15 protein-coding genes are annotated in these 15,267 nt (G+C 63.5%); 10 read left to right on the top strand and 5 right to left on the bottom strand.

The genetic code is table 11. The features are described from left to right. The first annotated feature begins 17 nt into the window (after positions 1-17). The 4 genes from B0T39_RS18365 to B0T39_RS18380 all read left to right on the top strand — a co-directional run bounded on the left by B0T39_RS18365 (position 18) and on the right by B0T39_RS18380 (position 3,251). Positions 18-1,031, top strand: coding sequence for a class I SAM-dependent rRNA methyltransferase (locus B0T39_RS18365; protein WP_081549161.1), 1,014 nt, complete (start codon positions 18-20; stop codon positions 1,029-1,031). Between the two features lie 261 nt (positions 1,032-1,292). Next, positions 1,293-2,627, top strand: coding sequence for an SGNH/GDSL hydrolase family protein (locus B0T39_RS18370; RefSeq protein ID WP_081549133.1), 1,335 nt, complete (start codon positions 1,293-1,295; stop codon positions 2,625-2,627). A 75-nt stretch (positions 2,628-2,702) separates the two neighbouring features. After that, positions 2,703-2,894, top strand: coding sequence for a Lar family restriction alleviation protein (locus B0T39_RS18375; RefSeq protein WP_019101576.1), 192 nt, complete (start codon positions 2,703-2,705; stop codon positions 2,892-2,894). A 9-nt stretch (positions 2,895-2,903) separates the two neighbouring features. Beyond that, positions 2,904-3,251 carry a DMT family protein gene (locus tag B0T39_RS18380; protein ID WP_019101577.1) on the top strand — a complete coding sequence of 116 codons (348 nt, stop codon included), beginning with the start codon at positions 2,904-2,906 and terminating at the stop codon, positions 3,249-3,251. Between the two features lie 7 nt (positions 3,252-3,258). Here the strand turns inward: B0T39_RS18380 and B0T39_RS18385 are convergent, their stop codons facing one another. Next, entirely contained in the window at positions 3,259-4,044 is a 786-nt protein-coding gene (locus tag B0T39_RS18385) for an inositol monophosphatase family protein (RefSeq protein WP_198001721.1), read from the bottom strand. Positions 4,045-4,141: 97 nt separating this feature from the next. Here B0T39_RS18385 and B0T39_RS18390 point away from each other — a divergent pair, with 97 nt between their 5' ends. Further along, complete coding sequence (locus B0T39_RS18390) at positions 4,142-4,867, top strand: 16S rRNA (uracil(1498)-N(3))-methyltransferase (protein WP_043589927.1); 726 nt, start codon at positions 4,142-4,144, stop codon at positions 4,865-4,867. A 27-nt stretch (positions 4,868-4,894) separates the two neighbouring features. On the opposite strand, the gene B0T39_RS18395 is transcribed toward B0T39_RS18390, so the two are convergent. Beyond that, complete coding sequence (locus tag B0T39_RS18395; RefSeq protein ID WP_081549163.1) at positions 4,895-6,109, bottom strand: HD-GYP domain-containing protein; 1,215 nt, start codon at positions 6,107-6,109, stop codon at positions 4,895-4,897. Positions 6,110-6,602: 493 nt separating this feature from the next. Between B0T39_RS18395 and B0T39_RS18400 the strand changes: the two genes are divergently transcribed. The 5 genes from B0T39_RS18400 to B0T39_RS18420 all read left to right on the top strand — a co-directional run bounded on the left by B0T39_RS18400 (position 6,603) and on the right by B0T39_RS18420 (position 12,413). Then, positions 6,603-8,678 carry a methyl-accepting chemotaxis protein gene (locus B0T39_RS18400; protein ID WP_081549135.1) on the top strand — a complete coding sequence of 692 codons (2,076 nt, stop codon included), beginning with the start codon at positions 6,603-6,605 and terminating at the stop codon, positions 8,676-8,678. 28 nt (positions 8,679-8,706) lie between these two features. After that, entirely contained in the window at positions 8,707-9,321 is a 615-nt protein-coding gene (locus B0T39_RS18405) for a LysE family transporter (RefSeq protein WP_081549137.1), read from the top strand. Between the two features lie 306 nt (positions 9,322-9,627). Continuing rightward, on the top strand, positions 9,628-10,548 hold the full coding sequence (gene pyrB, locus B0T39_RS18410) for an aspartate carbamoyltransferase (RefSeq protein WP_081549139.1): 921 nt from the start codon (positions 9,628-9,630) through the stop codon (positions 10,546-10,548). 20 nt (positions 10,549-10,568) lie between these two features. Further along, positions 10,569-11,027: an aspartate carbamoyltransferase regulatory subunit gene (pyrI, locus tag B0T39_RS18415; protein WP_043589228.1), complete on the top strand. Its 459-nt coding sequence runs from the start codon at positions 10,569-10,571 to the stop codon at positions 11,025-11,027. Positions 11,028-11,144: 117 nt separating this feature from the next. Continuing rightward, on the top strand, positions 11,145-12,413 hold the full coding sequence (locus B0T39_RS18420; RefSeq protein WP_081549141.1) for a chloride channel protein: 1,269 nt from the start codon (positions 11,145-11,147) through the stop codon (positions 12,411-12,413). Positions 12,414-12,468: 55 nt separating this feature from the next. Here B0T39_RS18420 and B0T39_RS18425 read toward each other — a convergent pair whose 3' ends face one another. The 3 genes from B0T39_RS18425 to B0T39_RS18435 all read right to left on the bottom strand — a co-directional run bounded on the left by B0T39_RS18425 (position 12,469) and on the right by B0T39_RS18435 (position 14,835). Beyond that, on the bottom strand, positions 12,469-12,987 hold the full coding sequence (locus B0T39_RS18425; RefSeq protein ID WP_081549143.1) for a GNAT family N-acetyltransferase: 519 nt from the start codon (positions 12,985-12,987) through the stop codon (positions 12,469-12,471). Positions 12,988-13,229: 242 nt separating this feature from the next. Continuing rightward, positions 13,230-14,096 carry an NYN domain-containing protein gene (locus B0T39_RS18430; protein ID WP_081549145.1) on the bottom strand — a complete coding sequence of 289 codons (867 nt, stop codon included), beginning with the start codon at positions 14,094-14,096 and terminating at the stop codon, positions 13,230-13,232. An 88-nt stretch (positions 14,097-14,184) separates the two neighbouring features. Beyond that, positions 14,185-14,835 (bottom strand): substrate-binding periplasmic protein, encoded by a 651-nt coding sequence (locus B0T39_RS18435; protein ID WP_254894598.1) that lies wholly within the window; start codon positions 14,833-14,835, stop codon positions 14,185-14,187. Positions 14,836-15,267: the final 432 nt, after the last annotated feature.

Consider the following 15,267-nt stretch of genomic DNA (forward strand, 5'->3'; position numbering starts at 1 on the left):
GCAAGCGAAGGCCCCCGATGTCCTCCCTGACCCCATTGCTGCAAAGCGCCGAAGCCGCGCGCGCAGAACTGATCGCCCGGCTGCAAGCCGAAGACACCAATTGTTACCGTCTATTCCACGGCAGCGTGGAAGGCATGCCCGGCCTGACCGTGGACCGCTACGGCGAACAGTTGCTGGCCCAGACTTTCCACCAGCCGCTGAGCGACGACGAGCTGGCGGCGATCCACGCCCATTACCAGGCCAGCCACCCCGGCTTGCCGCTGGTCTACAACGACCGCAGCGCCGGCAACTCCCGCATCGGCAACGCGCTGACGCTGGAACAGCAAGCCGAGGCCGAAGCCGACCACACCATTCGCGAACTAAGCGTCAACTACCACTACCGCGCTCGCCATAAAGGCCAGGACCCGTGGCTGTTCCTGGATTTGCGCGCCGCGCGCCGGCGCGTGATGGAGCTGGCGGCCGGCAAAAGCGTGCTGAATCTGTTCGCCTACACCTGCGGCGTCGGCGTAGCCGCGGCCAAGGCCGGCGCCAGCTTCGTGATGAACGTGGACTTCGCCGAATCCAGCCTCAGCGTGGGCCGCGCCAACGCTAAGCTCAATCTGCTGACCACCCGCCCGCGCTGCGTGCAGAGCGATGTGTTCGCCGCCATCCGCCAGCTGTCCGGCATCGGCCAGCCCGAGCGCGTGCGCGGCAAGAAAATGCCGCCCTTCCCCAAACTGGAAGCGCGTCAGTTCGATCTGGTGTTTCTGGACCCGCCGCGCTATTCCAAGAGCCCCTTCGGCGTGGTGGACCTGATCAACGATTACCAGGCGCTGTTCAAGCCGGCGCTGCTGGCCACCGCGCCGGGCGGCACGCTGATTTGCTGCAACAACGTTGCGCAGGTGGACGGCGACGCCTGGCTGGATTCGCTCAAGCGCAGCGCGGCCAAGGCCGGCCGCGAAGTGCGCGCGGCGGAATGGATCGTCCCAGACGCGGACTTTCCCAGCCCGGACGGCAAGCATCCCTTGAAGATTGTCGCGCTCAGCGTCTGATCTGTGCTCTTGACGGCAGCGGGCCCCGGCCGGATTGCCGCGGCCAGATCCAATCTCGCCAAACGCCCGCCTTGCGCGGGCGTTTTCGCATAAAAAGCCACAGCATTTAAGCCATATGGCATTTTTACGCATCGCTTAAAATTACCGTATATTTTCATCTGCAAATACTTAAATATCCCGATACGGCACCACGCCGAAACAGCCGCGCTAGACGGCATACAACAGACAGCTTGACTCAAATCACGTATCGGGAAAGTCTCTATGAAACCTCAACTGCTATGGGGCCTGCTGGCCGCCGCCGGCCTGTTCGCCGCCAGCCTGGCTCACGCCCAGCTGGACCCGCAATTGGACTATTTGTCTCCAGGCGGGCCGCTCAGCGAAGCCCAGGTCAAGGCCGCTGCGGCCAAACCGGCCGTGGCGATGGGAGCCGCCACCTACACCTATCTGCGCTGCTATTACCGGCTGGACATGGGCCCCGCCAAGCCGCAAACCAGCTACCACTGGGCGCTGGACCCCAGCAGCGGCGACTACTACCGCGTCAACGGTTACTGGTGGTCCGGCAGCATCGTCGCGCTGAAGAATATGTTCTATAGCGATGTGGCTCAGGACACCCTGGCCGGGGTCTGCCAGAAAACGCTGGCGGCCAAGGGAATCAACCGTCCGGTGGCGCTCTACGCCGCCGCCAACAACCAGATGTCCTACAACCACACTATCTGGAGCCAGGACAGCGCCAGCCAGCCGGCGCGCGTCAACAAGCTGATCGTGTTCGGCGACAGCCTGTCCGACACTCAGAACATGTACGGCGCGTCCCAATGGCGGCTGCCCAACGCTAAAAGCTGGTTCATCGGCCGCTTCAGCAATGATCGGGTATGGGTGGAATATCTGGCCGAGCAGTTAAAGCTGCCGATCTACAACTGGGCGATCGGCGGCTCCGCCGGCGATCAGCACCTGGTGGTGCCTGGCCTGCTGCAGCAGGTGGAATCGTGGTCGCAATACATGCAGAAAGCCGCCAATTACCGGCCGGAGAACACCCTGTTTACCATGTTGATCGGCGGCAACGACCTGCTCAACTACGGCCGCACCGTGGACCAAGTGATTGCAGACCAAGGCAAGGCGCTGGAACGCATCATCAGCGCCGGCGCGCGCCACATCGTGGTGCTGAACCTGCCCAACCTGGCCCGCACTCCGGCGGCCCAGGCCAGCGGCAAGGCCGCCGCGCTGGCGCCGCAGGTGCGCGACTACAACGCCAAACTGGCGCTGCTGGTGGCGCAATTGCAACAGAAATACGGCAGCACGCTGAAGCTGAACCTGTTCGACAGCAACGCCCTGTTCGACGACCTGCTCGACAACCCGGCCAAGTATCAGGTCAGCAATACCACTCAGTCCTGCCTGGACATCGCCGGCAACGCCAGCCTGCCCTATATCTGGGAACAGAAACCGCGCGCGGAATGCGGCAATCCGGACGCCTTCGTGTTTTGGGACGTGCTGCACCCCACCACTCACACCCATAAGCTGTTGGGCGCCTACATCGCCAACTTCGTCAAGGCGGCGGATCCGGCGGTCTCCGCCACGGCGGCGCTGAAGACGCGGCGCTAGGCGAATGTGCCCCCAGGCTGCCGCCATCGCGCGGCGGCTTGGGGTAAGATGCCGGTTTTAGCCGGACATCCCGCCATGAACCAAGCTCCGCAAACTGTCCTCAAACCCTGCCCCAAATGCGGCGCGTCCGCACTGCTGGTCAAGGCGGGCTCCCGTCGCTTCTGGGTACAATGCAGCCGCTACCCGGACAACGGCAATTGCAGCGCCATCGGCGCTCAGGCCGACAACAAAAAAGAAGCCGTCGCCAACTGGAACGCCTCCCGCTGAGCACGCATCATGAATCTCTCGCCCTATCTTCTGACGCCGCTGCTGCTGGTGTTGTCCAATGTGTTCATGACCTTCGCCTGGTACGCCCACTTGAAGGACATGTCGTCCAAACCCTGGTGGCTGGCGGCGCTGGCAAGTTGGGGCATCGCCTTGTTCGAGTATTTGCTGCAGGTGCCGGCCAACCGCGCCGGCTACGGCGTGATGACGCTGTCGCAGCTGAAGATCATTCAGGAAGTGATATCGCTGTCGGTATTCATACCGTTCGCGGTCTTTTACATGAACCAGCCTTTCCGCTGGGACTACGTATGGGCTGGGCTGTGCCTGGTGGGCGCGGTCTACTTCATGTTCCGCGGCTGAAGCCGGGCTATTGGTTGGCGCGCACCCAGCGGTGCCATTGAGAAAACAGCTCCGGATTCAGCGCGGCGATGGCGGAGCGCTTCCAGATCACATCGCTCCAGTAGTCGTCGCTGTTGAGGCTGGCGATCTGGCCGCCGGCCTCCTCCAGAATCACCGCTCCGGCGGCGTAATCCCACAAGCGCTGGCCGCCGTGCAGGTAAAGATCGTAGCGGCCGGCCGCCAGATAACACCAGTCCAGCGTGCTGGAGCCCAGATTGCGCAAGCTGCCGCAGGGGCAGGTGCTGCCGATGCGCGCGGCCAGCTTGCCGGAGCGCAGATATTTGACCTCCACGCTGGCAATGGCGTCGCACATGGTGTTGACCACGGTTTTCAAGGGCAGCCGCTGGCCGTTCAGAAAGGCGCCCTCGCCGCGGCTGGCGTAAAACATTTCCTGGGACACCGGGTTGTAGATCACGCCCAGCCGGCTTTTGCCGCCCACCATCAGGCCGACGGAAATAGCGAAATACGGCAGTCCGTTGACGAAGTTGGTGGTGCCGTCTATCGGGTCCACCACCCACAAGCCGTCCTGATTCTCCGCCCACAACCGGTCTTGCTCGGCCAGTTCCATCTCCTCGCCCAACACCGGGTGGGGCAGAATGCGGGGCAAAGCGGCCTGCAGCGCCTGCTGGCAAGCCATATCGGCTTCGGTGAACAGCGTGCCGTCGTCCTTGCGGCTTTTGCCCACGCGCAAAAAGCGCGGCATCACCTCGTCGCGCGCCACTTCCCTGAGCACCTGCATCACCTTTTCCAGCACCTGCATTCGTTTTCCCCCAAGGCCGCTGCAATCCCATTTGCTGCAATCGCAGCAAACAAAGCAAAATACCGGTATCAACAGCGACTTTCAATACGTCATGCCCAGGTTTTACATTGACGCCGACCTCAGCGTCGGCCAAACGCTTGCCTTGCCGGACACCGTGGTGCGCCATGTCCAGGTGCTTCGGCTCAATGCCGGCGACGCCGTCACCCTGTTCAACGGCCGCGGCGGCGAGTACTCCGCCGTGCTGGACGCGGTGATGAAACGCGACGCCCACTGCCGCATCGAAGGCTTCGACGAGGTTTCACGTGAAACGCCTATCTGGCTGGGCCTGGCCCAAGCCATTTCCGGCGGCGACAAAATGGAGTTTACCTTGCAAAAGGGCGTGGAAATGGGCGTGTCCGCGTTTCAACCCATCGCCGCGGAGCGCTCCATCGTCAAACTGTCCGGCGAGCGCGCCGACAAGCGCGTGGCGCGCTGGCAGGAAATCGTGATTTCCGCCTGCGAGCAAAGCGGTCGCAACGCCATTCCTGAAGTATTGCCCATTCTGTCGCTGGAGCAATGGCTGAAACAGGCGCCAAACGCCGACGCGCGGCTGATCCTGTCGCCGGTGGGCACTCAGCGCCTAGCCGACATCGCCGCCGCGCCTAAGCGCGCCTGGCTGATGGCCGGCCCGGAGGGCGGCTACTCAGCGCGCGAAGAGGCCGCGGCGCTGAGCGCCGGCTGGACGCCGCTAAAGCTGGGGCCGCGCATTCTGCGCACCGAAACCGCGGCGCTGGCCGCGGTGGCGGCGATGCAAACGGTGTGGGGGGATTACCGCTAGCCAGAGCGGCGCTAGGGCTCGGTCCCACTATAGGAAACGCAGCGGATCAATCTTCCACTTATCCGGCGACTCGTGTTTGACGATGCGGTCGCCGCCGCCGAACCCCATGCCGCGCGACAGATCCACCATCTCCGGCGGAATGTAGACATTGCTCTTGGTGCTGAAAAACACCTTCACCTTGGGCGAGATCAGATTGCTTTCGTTCTGTTCCACCACCACGCCCAGACGGCCGCTCTCCAGCCGCACCAAGGTGCCGATCGGATAAATGCCTATGCTGCGCATGAACGCCTGCACCAGTTGCGGATTGAAGTGGAATTTGGACCACTCGTAGATCTTGCGCAAGGCGTCGGTGGGCGCCATGCCCTTGTGGTAACAGCGGTCCGAAGTCAACGCGTCGTACACGTCGACGATGGCCGCCATCTGCCCCAACTGGGAAATCTCCTCGCCCTTGAGGCCCGCCGGATAACCACTACCGTCGTGACGCTCATGGTGCTGCGCCGCCACCAGCACCGCGGTTTCAGAAATACCGGTGGTTTGCAGCAGGATCTGCTTGCTCTCCACCACATGGCACTTCATTACCGTGAACTCCTGCTCGGTCAATTTGCCCGGCTTGTTGAGAATGCGGTCCGGAATCTTCATCTTGCCGATATCGTGCAGCATGCCGCCGATGCCGGCGTGATGAATCACCTCCTTGCTCATCCCCATCGCGTTGCAGAAGCTGACCATCAACGCGCCGACGCTGACTGAATGCTGGAAGGTGTAGTTGTCCTTGTCCTTGATCCGGCACAGCGACAGCAACGCGCCGCCGTTGCGCAGGATGGACGAAGTCATCTTGGTCACCGACGGCTCCACCATCTCCAATTCCACCTGCTTGCCCAGACGCACGTCCTTGAGAATGCCCTGGATGATCAGGTTGGCTTCGCTGTGGATCAACTGGGCGCGGCCGAACTCGGAGCCGGCCTCCACCTGCCGCTCCAGAATGGTCTCGTTGCTGCCGAACTCGCGGATCTGCTCCTCCAACAGCTTTTTCACCTCGGTGGCACTGGGCGCGGAGGGCAAATCCATTCCCTTGCGCGTGTCGATGTACACCTCGTGAATGCCGGAATCGGCAATCTTGCGGATCTCTTCCTCGTTCTTGATCAGGAAACGCTTAAGCAAAAAGGGGTGCGACATCCAATCGCAGTTCAGATCGTGGATGTACATGCCCACCTTGAGATCGGCCACTTCTATGCACTTGATCATTCTGTGCTCTTTATCCCGCCGCGCGTCTGTGCCGCCGGCCGCGCGCATACGTCTCCGCCACCCTGTCACCGGGACCCCACCGGCCGCAATCGCCGGCGCAAATGGACCGGCACGCCCGATGCCACCCGGGCGCGCCTTCTTTCAGCATCAACTCCGCTATCGGCATTTGCAAGGTATTCCATTAGCCCGACGGCTAAATAAGCGGCGTCGCATGACATGCGAATTCGCCGTCAAAATCGCGCAAAGCCTGCTAGATAACGCAGTGCGCCGCCGCTTGTCACGCGGCTGTAAATATTGCCGCCGCGGCCGTTGTGGCGCGCTCCCCACGCTCCGTCGCGCCGCGGCCGGCTTTTAGCTCGTCGGCATGGACCGGTGCGGGCCTCTGGCTTTAATGTCTATAAATAAGGGCAAGAGGCCGGACCTCGCCTCCGCTCGCGCGCTAACGCGGCAAGCCGCTATATAACAAGCTTCGCAAGGTACTGGGGAAAGAAGAATGAAACAGCAGAAATGGGGCCGCCTGAGCACCCGCATCATTCTGGTGGCCGCCGCCGCCATCGCCGTCGGCTTCGCCGTCATGATCGGCCTGATCGCCTGGCAGAGCTACAGCTCGGCGGTGGACCAAGGCTACAAGCTGGCCTCTGAGCAGGCCAGCAGCTACGCCAAGGACGCGGAAAGCGACTTTGCCCGCAACTTCACCCTGCCGCGCCACCTGGCCGACGCGGTGCTGGGCATACAGCGCGTTGCGCATCCGGACCGCAAGCACACCGACAACACCATCCAGCAGATGCTGGACAACGCGCCGCAGTCGGTGGGCCTGTGGATGCTGTGGGAGCCAAACGCCTTCGACGGCAACGACAACGGCTTCCGCATGGACTGGCCTCGCCATGACCCGACAGGCCGCTACCAGCCCTACATCACCAAGAACGACAAGGGCAAGGCGCAGATGGACGTAATGATGTCGGCGGACCGCGTCAAGGAATTCCCCAAGTTCAAGGAGCACCCGGAAAGCTATCAACCCGACTACGAAAAACCGGGCTGGGGCGATTTCTACTACGTGCCCAAGCAACGCGGCCGCGACACCATCACCGAGCCCTACCCCTACGAGGTGCAGAACCGCAAGATCCTGGAAAGCTCGCTGGCCGTGGTGATTAAAGACGCCGCCGGCAAAATGCTGGGCGTCTCCGCCACCGACATCGCGCTGGACGACCTGCAAAAGAAATTCGGCCAGATCCGGCTATATGAAACCGGCTACGTCAGCATGCTGTCCGAAGGCGGCCTCTACGTGGTCAACCCTGACGCCGGCCTGCTGGGCAAACCCGCGCCCAAGGACAGCCCGCTGACGCCCTATCTGGGCAAGATCAAGCAAGGCGAGGACTTCGTTTACGAGGCCGGCGGCTTCACCCATTTCTTCCATCCGGTGAAAGTGGCCAATACCGGCCAGTTCTGGACGCTGGGCGTCAGCATACCCACCGCCGCCATCACCGCCGACGCGCGGCGGCAAAGCCTGACCGCGGTGCTGATAGGCGCGGTGGCGCTGGCGCTGATTCTGCTGGTGCTGGCCGGCGTGGTGCGCGCGCTGACCCGGCCGCTGAATCATCTGGCCGCCACCATGGAGCAATTGGCCTCCGGCAAGGGCGACCTGACCATCCGCATCCCGATCAGCAACCGCGACGAAATCGGCCGCACCGCCGACGCCTTCAACCGTTTCATCGCCAGCCTGCGCGACATGTTCGTGGAGGTGCGCGAACAGAGCCGGGCGGTCACCGCGGCGGCGGTGTCCTTGCAAGAGTCCGCACGCCAGGTGGAAAGCGCTTCCGCATCGCAATCGGACGCCGCCAGCGCCACCGCCGCCGGCGTGGAGGAAGTGACCGTCAGCGTGCAGCACATCGCCAACACTGCGCAGCTGGCCGAGAGCACCGCTAGGGAAACCGGCAGCCTGACCGAGCAGAGCGTCGCCACCGTCAACCAGGTCACCGCCGAAATACGCCGCATGACCGACAATATGCACGCGCTGGCGGATCGAGTGAACGTTCTGGGCGCGCGCTCAACCGAGGTCAGCACCATCGTCAACGTGATCAAGGACATCGCGGACCAAACCAATCTGCTGGCGCTGAACGCAGCGATCGAAGCCGCGCGCGCCGGCGAGATGGGCCGCGGTTTCGCCGTGGTGGCGGACGAAGTGCGCAATCTGGCCGGCCGGACCGCCGAGGCCACGGTGGAGATCAGCCGCATCGTCAACGCCATCGGCCAGGAAACCCGCGACGCCGTCAGCGACGTGCAAAAGAGCAGCCAATTGGTGGGCAACAGCGTCGCCATCGCCGAAGACGCCAACCAGGCGATGCAAACCGTACTGGATCGCAGCCACGGCCTGGTGGGCAGCATCGTCGACATCGCCTCCTCCACTCGCGAGCAGTCCGCGGCCAGCCTGGAGATCGCTCAGAACGTGGAGCGCATCAGCAGCATGGCGCAGAGCAATAGCGACGTGGTGCGCCAAGTGGCCGCTTCGGTCAGCCATCTGCGCGAACTGTCGGCGCGACTGGAAGCACTGGTAGGCGACTTCCGTACCTGAACCGCCAAACGATGAAAGGAAAGCCCTGATGACGGCAATTGACTGGTGGCCGTTTGTCGCCGCCTCGCTGCTGCTGGTGGTCACGCCGGGAGCCGGCACCCTATCCATCCTAGGCGCGCTGAGCGGCGGCGGGCTGCGTGCCGGCTACGCGGCCCAGGCCGGTTTGCTGGCCGGCGATCTGATCCTGATCGCGCTGGCCGGCGGCGGCGTGGCGGCGCTGCTGGCCGCCCACCCCGGCTGGTTCGAACTGCTGCGCTATGCCGGCGCGCTCTATCTGGCCTGGCTGGGCGCCAAATTGCTGTTCCGCCGCGACGGAGGAGCCGCCGCCGTAGCCTCGCCGGCGCCGCGCGGCGCCGCCGCCTGGTTCCGACGCTCGCTGTTGATCACCCTGGCCAACCCCAAAGCCATTCTGTTCTTCATGGCCTTCTTTCCGCAATTCCTGGACGCCGGCCGCACCGGCCCGGCCGGCTTCGCTCAGCTGGCGGCGGTGTTCTGCCTGATCAATATGCTCTACCTGGCGCTGCTGGTGTGGCTGGCCGGCCATCTGCGCCGCCGCGCGTTCGCCCCCGGCGGTCGCCTGCTGCTCAACCGCCTGCTAGGCATCTGCTTTCTGGGCCTGGGGATCAAATACGCGCTGCGCTGAGAACCTGTTCATAGTCTGCTGCGCGTAGAAGTGTCCTTTTTTTGCCATTAATTTCGGTAAATGCGACACGGGCCTTACCGCCGCGCTGGAATTGGGATTACAATCCCGCAGTTTTGTTCGGACCACAGGCAATGACCCACGCAAGAACGCTTCCCGCACGACGCACCGCACGCCACGGCGGGGACCTGGCGTTGGCTCGAGCCGTTGCCGTTCCCGAACCCCGACGCAGTAATAAAACAAGCTCCTGATTCCAGGGGCTTTTTTTTTACCCGCGACTCATAAAGCCAATATTGAAAGGACGCGACCATGGCCAACCCCCTCTACCGCAAACACATCATTTCCATACCGGACTTCAGCCGCGAGGAACTGGAGCTGGTGGTGGCCACGGCAACCCGCCTGAAACAACAGCCTCGCAACGACCTGCTGAAGGACAAGCTGGTGGGCAGCTGTTTCTTCGAGCCCTCCACCCGCACCCGGCTGTCCTTCGAGACGGCGGTGCAACGGCTGGGCGGCAGCGTCATCGGCTTCGCCGACGGAGGCAACACCAGCGCCAAGAAGGGCGAAACCCTGGCGGACTCCATCAAGATCATCGGCTCCTACACCGACGCGGTGGTGATGCGCCATCCCAAGGAGGGCGCGGCGCGGCTGGCCAGCGAGTTCTCCGCCGTGCCCATCATCAACGGCGGCGACGGCTCCAACCAGCATCCGACCCAAACCCTGCTGGACCTGTTCACCATCCGGGAAACCCAGGGCACGCTGGAAAACCTGACCGTGGCCTTCATCGGCGACCTCAAATACGGCCGCACCGTGCACTCGCTGACCCAGGCGCTGTCGCTGTTCGGCGCGCGTTTCTACTTCGTGGCGCCGGAGCAACTGGCGATGCCGGACTACATCTGCGAGGAACTAGACGAAAAAGGCATTCAGTACACCGTGGTCGACAGCTTGGACGACGTGATTCCGCAAGTGGACGTGCTGTACATGACCCGGGTGCAACGCGAGCGTTTCGACGAGGCCGAGTTCAAGAAGATTCAGGGCAAGTTCGTGCTGCGCGCCGACATGCTGCACAGCGCCCGCACCAATATGAAGATTCTGCACCCGCTGCCGCGCGTCGACGAAATCGAAACCAGCGTGGACGCCACGCCGCACGCTTATTACTTCGAACAGGCCAAGAACGGGGTCTACGCGCGCCAGGCGCTGCTGGCGCTGGTGTTGAACGAGACCGTCTGATTCAGGAAAAGGAAACCATCATGCAATACACCCGCACCGTAGAAGCGCTGAAGCAAGGCACTGTCATCGACCACATCCCGGCCGGCCAGGGCCTGGTCATCCTGCGTCTGTTCAAACTCAGCGAAACCGGAGAGCGCGTTACCGTGGGTCTGAACCTGTCCAGCCGCCACATGGGCGCCAAGGACATCATCAAGGTGGAGAACATCGCGCTGTCGGAGGAACAGGCCAACGAGCTGGCGCTGTTCGCGCCGCAAGCCACCGTCAATGTGATCGACAACTTCGAGGTGGTGAAGAAGCACAAGCTGGCGCTGCCGGACACCATCGAAGGCATCTTCTCCTGCCCCAACTCCAACTGCATCTCGCACAACGAACCGGTGACCAGCTTTTTCTATGTCAAACCCCAGGCGCGCGACACAAAAATGAAATGCAAGTATTGCGAAAAGGTGTTCAGTAGGGATATCGTTGCAGAGGTGCGCTAAGTCGTACAAGGGTGAATAGAGAAATATCAAGAAAACACTGCGTTCGACAGTGGTAAAAAGCACGAGCAAGCGCCGCAGTCATCTGCGGCGCTTCTCATTTCCACACTGGACGACCCGATGCCCCGCCCGGCCGCTTTGTTTCGCCAACTCCACCTCCCCGACCTGCCCGCCGCCGTGCTTATCGGCCTGCTGGGCGCCGCCGCCGTATCCGGCTTCCACCTGGCGCTGAATGCGCTGGAACACCTGCTCACCGGCATGAGCGGCAGCCTGGTCGGCATCGCCCGCCAGCTGCCCGCCTGGCAACGCGCCGCCCTGCCCGTCGTCGGCGGCCTGCTGGCCGGGTTTGTATTGCAACACGGCCTGCGGCTGGCGCGCGGCTCGGCCAGCGGCGACTACCTGGAAGCAGTGCGCGTCGGCGACGGCCGCCTAGGCCTGCGCACCGTGCTGATTAAATGCCTGTCCTCGCTGTGCACCGTCGCCTCCGGCGGCTCCATCGGCCGCGAAGGCGCCATGGTATCGCTGGCCGCGCTGGGCGGCTCGCTGCTGGCGCGGCGGCCGCGCCTCTCTTTGCCGCGCCGCCGCCTGCTGGTCGCTTGCGGCATCGCCGCCGGCTGGTCCGCGGCCTATCATGCCCCCTTGGCCGGAGTCTTGTTTGTCTGTCAGGTGGTACGACCGCGCCGGCCTTGGCGTGGCCTGCCGCCGCTGATCGTCGCCTCCGCCGCCGCCAGCCTGGCCTCCGGCGCCTGGTTCAAGCTGCCGGCGATCTACCGCGTCCCGCCGCTGCCGGCGCTGACAACGACGGCCCTGCTGGCGTATTGCCTGGTGGCCTGCGCGCTTGGCCTGCTCGCGCCGTGGTTTCTGCGCGCGATGAACGCCGCGCGGCGCGTCTTCGCCGCCATTGGCCTGGCCTTGCCGGCGCGCATGGCGCTGGGGGGATTGATCGTGGGAAGCCTGGCCTGGTTCTGGCCGGAAATGTGGGGCAACGGCTATAGCACAGTATCGGCGCGGCTGACCGCCGCGCCGCTGTGGCAGACCTTGTTGGCCCTGCTGCTTTGCAAGCTGCTGGCCACCGCGGCCACCAGCGGCTCTGGCGCCGTGGGCGGGATCTTCACCCCCATGCTGTTCGTCGGCGCCGCCGGAGGCGCCTTGATCGGGCTATCGTTGAACGCGCTATGGCCCAGCGCGGCGCCGCTGGCCGGCGTCATCGTCACCGGCATGGCGGCTTTTTTGGCCGCCACCGCGCAAGCGCCGTGGCTGGCCGTGGTTATGATGCTGGAGATGACCGCCAGCTTCGGCCTGGCCGCGCCCTTGCTGCTGGCCTCCTGGCTGGCGGCGCGCCTCAGCCGCCGCTTGCTGGGCGGCCGGGCGCTGTACGATGGTCGTTAAAGCCGTGATGATCCGCTGCGCCTCGCAAGGCCTCCCCTCGTGATCGTGAACAAGCTTATGACGCCGCCGGGCCCTCGCTGGCGCCGTCGATGAAGCGCTGCAAGAACACCAGGTCCAACCAGCGGCCGAACTTGAACCCCACCTGCGGCAGCATGCCCACCTGCTGAAAACCCAATTTTTCATGGAAGCGGATCGAGCCCTCGTTGGCGGCGTCCACCGCGCCCACCATAGTGTGCTTGCCCAAGGCCTTGGCGCGCGGGAACAAGGCCTGCACCAAGGCGGTGCCTATGCCCTTGCCGCGCGCGTCGGCCGACAGGTGCACGCTGTGCTCCACGGTGAAGCGGTAGCCGGGCTTGACGCGGAAATCGCCGAAGCTGGAAAAGCCCAGGATCTTGCCGCCCTCCTCCGCCAGCAGCACTGGATAGCCGGCCGCGGCGCGGTCCTGGAACCAGACGGCGAACTCCCCCGCGGACAGGGGATCGTCGTTGTAGATGGCGGTGGTGGTGGCGATGACCTCGTTGTAGATGTCGAGTATCGCCGCCAGGTCTTCCAGCGTGGCGTCGCGGATAATCATGTTCTGTCCCTTGCGAATATGGCTTGTTGTATGGATCGCGGGCACGGACGCCGACGCGGATCCTTAGAACCTGTTTACGATCTGCTGCGCGTCGTGGAGCGTTACACGGTGAGTACCCCTTCGAAATGCTCATGTACCACCTGTACATTCCGCATTCTCAGCAGTTTTCGCCTTGTCTCGCCTTAGCTCGCGAGATCATAAACACGTTCTTTAGGAATGCAAACAGTGTACCAGCCGCCGGTTCAGCCGGCAGCCGCCGGTTTTTTGCGCGGACTGCGCTTCTTGCGCACAGGCGTCTCCGGCGGCGGATCCGCCGCGGGCGGCGTTGCCGAAGGCGCCGCGGGGATGGATTCGCTGTCCTGCTTGAGCCGGATTTCGCAATGCAGTTTGGAGCCGTTTCGGCTTTCCTGCACCGTCAGAAAATCCAGCTTTTTCACCATCTGCGACAACCGGGAATGGCCGTAGACCCTCGGGTCGAACGAGGGATCGTTCTTGGCCAGATAGGTGCCCACCACCGACAGCTCCGCCCAGCCGCTGTCGCGCGACACCGCCTCGATCGCATTGGTGAACATGTCCTGCAGTGGGTGGCGCTCCTTCTCCGGCTGCGGTTTGGCGCGGCTGCGCGCGCTGCGCGTCTTGGGCTTGTCGGCCACGTTCTTGGCCGCCGCCGGCTCCGGCCGCAGAATCTCGGTGAACACGAATTTATCGCAGGCGGCGATAAAGGGCCGCGGCGTCTTGGACTGCTCGCCCAGGCCGATCACCATCAGCCCGGATTCGCGCAACCGGGTCGCCAGGCGGGTGAAATCGCTGTCCGAGGACACCAGGCAGAAACCGTCGAAATTACCGGTGTAGAGCAGGTCCATCGCGTCGATGATCAGTGCGGAGTCGGTGGAGTTCTTGCCCTTGGTGTAGGCGAACTGCTGAATCGGCGAAATCGCGTACTGGTGCAAGACTTCTTTCCAGCCCTTCAATTGGCTGGTGGTCCAGTCGCCGTAGGCGCGCTTGACCACGGCGGTGCCGTACTTGGCCACCTCGGCCAGCAACTCGGCGATCAGTGCCGACTGCGCGTTGTCCGCGTCGATCAATACCGTCAGTTTGCGGTTTTCCATGCTTGGTTTCCGTAAGGCAATCGAGCCATGCTAAAACCGGCCGCCGCGGCTGTCAAAACCGGCGGCCGGACGCGGCGATGCGCAGGTTCTACGGCGGCGCGGCACGCAGCGTTTGCTCCACGATGGCGGCAATCCGCCCCTCGCGCTTCATCTGCCCCAAGACGGCGTTCAGTTGCTGGATAAAATCGTCCAGATAGGGAAAACGCTGCTGGCCGCGCTTGGCGAAGCCGACGTAGGCCTGCTCGCCGTTCAGGCTGGCCGCCACCGCCAGTCCGCCGCGTTGCTCCGCGCTGATCGCTCCGCGCCGCTGCAGCCGCTCCAGCACATAGAGAATGGACAGCTTGTCGTTCAAATAACAATCGATGCGGCCATTGATCAGCTTCAGCAGATTGCCCTGAGTGTCCGGCGCTTCGTCCAACTGAATCTCGCCACGCTGCACCGCCAGCCAGAACGCCTTGCCGCCGGGGCGGAAACCCGCGTTGTTGCCGAAGCGCAGGCCCAAGAAATCCGCCGGCCAATGCGGCCGCGGCGCGCGCATGATGTCCGCCCGGCAATACACCGCCAACTGCTCCTGCCAGAACGGCGCCGAATACCCCATGTAGTCGCGCTCCGGGCGGTAATACGGCGGCGACAGCGCCGGCGCGCGGCCGGCTTCCAGCTCGGACAGGCCGCGCTTCCACGGCACAGGCCGCAGGTCGATGCGATAGTCGCGCAAGCGCTGCGACGCCTCGCGCAACACTTCGTTGTAAACGCCCTCTGCCCGTCCGTCCTTCTCATAGGAATACGGCGGATACCGTTGTCGACCAGAATCACCACCTGGCGCGGCGGCGCGGCCTCGACGCCCTGCGCCATCCCGGCCAACAGCAACAGCAATAAACCCGATCTGATCATTTGAATGACATACGCCGTGTCGATAAACACGTTATAGCCGCTGCGTCGGCCGCTGCGCGCGGCAAACAAAAAGCCGCCCAGCGGGCTAATGCCAGTCAGTTAACGCTGACTGGCATTTTTCGTTGGATATTTGTGTGCCCTGTTCTTCACGACTCGCGGGCAATGTCGGCCTGGTCTGCGTGGTGGCAGCACAAACAGCCTCGACTGCTCCAGTAAGCGCGCCAATTGGGCGGGTAACGTACCTGCTGATGCCAGACTGGCAAAGCACAACACATTCAAT

This window comes from Chromobacterium haemolyticum (assembly GCF_002081825.1).
Classification (GTDB): Bacteria; Pseudomonadota; Gammaproteobacteria; order Burkholderiales; family Chromobacteriaceae; genus Chromobacterium; species Chromobacterium fluminis.

Coding starts and splice junctions, on each gene's coding strand:
- B0T39_RS18400 (WP_081549135.1), top strand. CDS start 6,603: ATGAAACAGCAGAAATGGGGCCGCCTGAGCACCCGCATCATTCTGGTG.
- pyrI (WP_043589228.1), top strand. CDS start 10,569: ATGCAATACACCCGCACCGTAGAAGCGCTGAAGCAAGGCACTGTCATC.
- B0T39_RS18375 (WP_019101576.1), top strand. CDS start 2,703: ATGAACCAAGCTCCGCAAACTGTCCTCAAACCCTGCCCCAAATGCGGC.
- pyrB (WP_081549139.1), top strand. CDS start 9,628: ATGGCCAACCCCCTCTACCGCAAACACATCATTTCCATACCGGACTTC.
- B0T39_RS18405 (WP_081549137.1), top strand. CDS start 8,707: ATGACGGCAATTGACTGGTGGCCGTTTGTCGCCGCCTCGCTGCTGCTG.
- B0T39_RS18365 (WP_081549161.1), top strand. CDS start 18: ATGTCCTCCCTGACCCCATTGCTGCAAAGCGCCGAAGCCGCGCGCGCA.
- B0T39_RS18395 (WP_081549163.1), bottom strand. CDS start 6,109: ATGATCAAGTGCATAGAAGTGGCCGATCTCAAGGTGGGCATGTACATC.
- B0T39_RS18420 (WP_081549141.1), top strand. CDS start 11,145: ATGCCCCGCCCGGCCGCTTTGTTTCGCCAACTCCACCTCCCCGACCTG.
- B0T39_RS18425 (WP_081549143.1), bottom strand. CDS start 12,987: ATGATTATCCGCGACGCCACGCTGGAAGACCTGGCGGCGATACTCGAC.
- B0T39_RS18430 (WP_081549145.1), bottom strand. CDS start 14,096: ATGGAAAACCGCAAACTGACGGTATTGATCGACGCGGACAACGCGCAG.
- B0T39_RS18380 (WP_019101577.1), top strand. CDS start 2,904: ATGAATCTCTCGCCCTATCTTCTGACGCCGCTGCTGCTGGTGTTGTCC.
- B0T39_RS18390 (WP_043589927.1), top strand. CDS start 4,142: ATGCCCAGGTTTTACATTGACGCCGACCTCAGCGTCGGCCAAACGCTT.
- B0T39_RS18370 (WP_081549133.1), top strand. CDS start 1,293: ATGAAACCTCAACTGCTATGGGGCCTGCTGGCCGCCGCCGGCCTGTTC.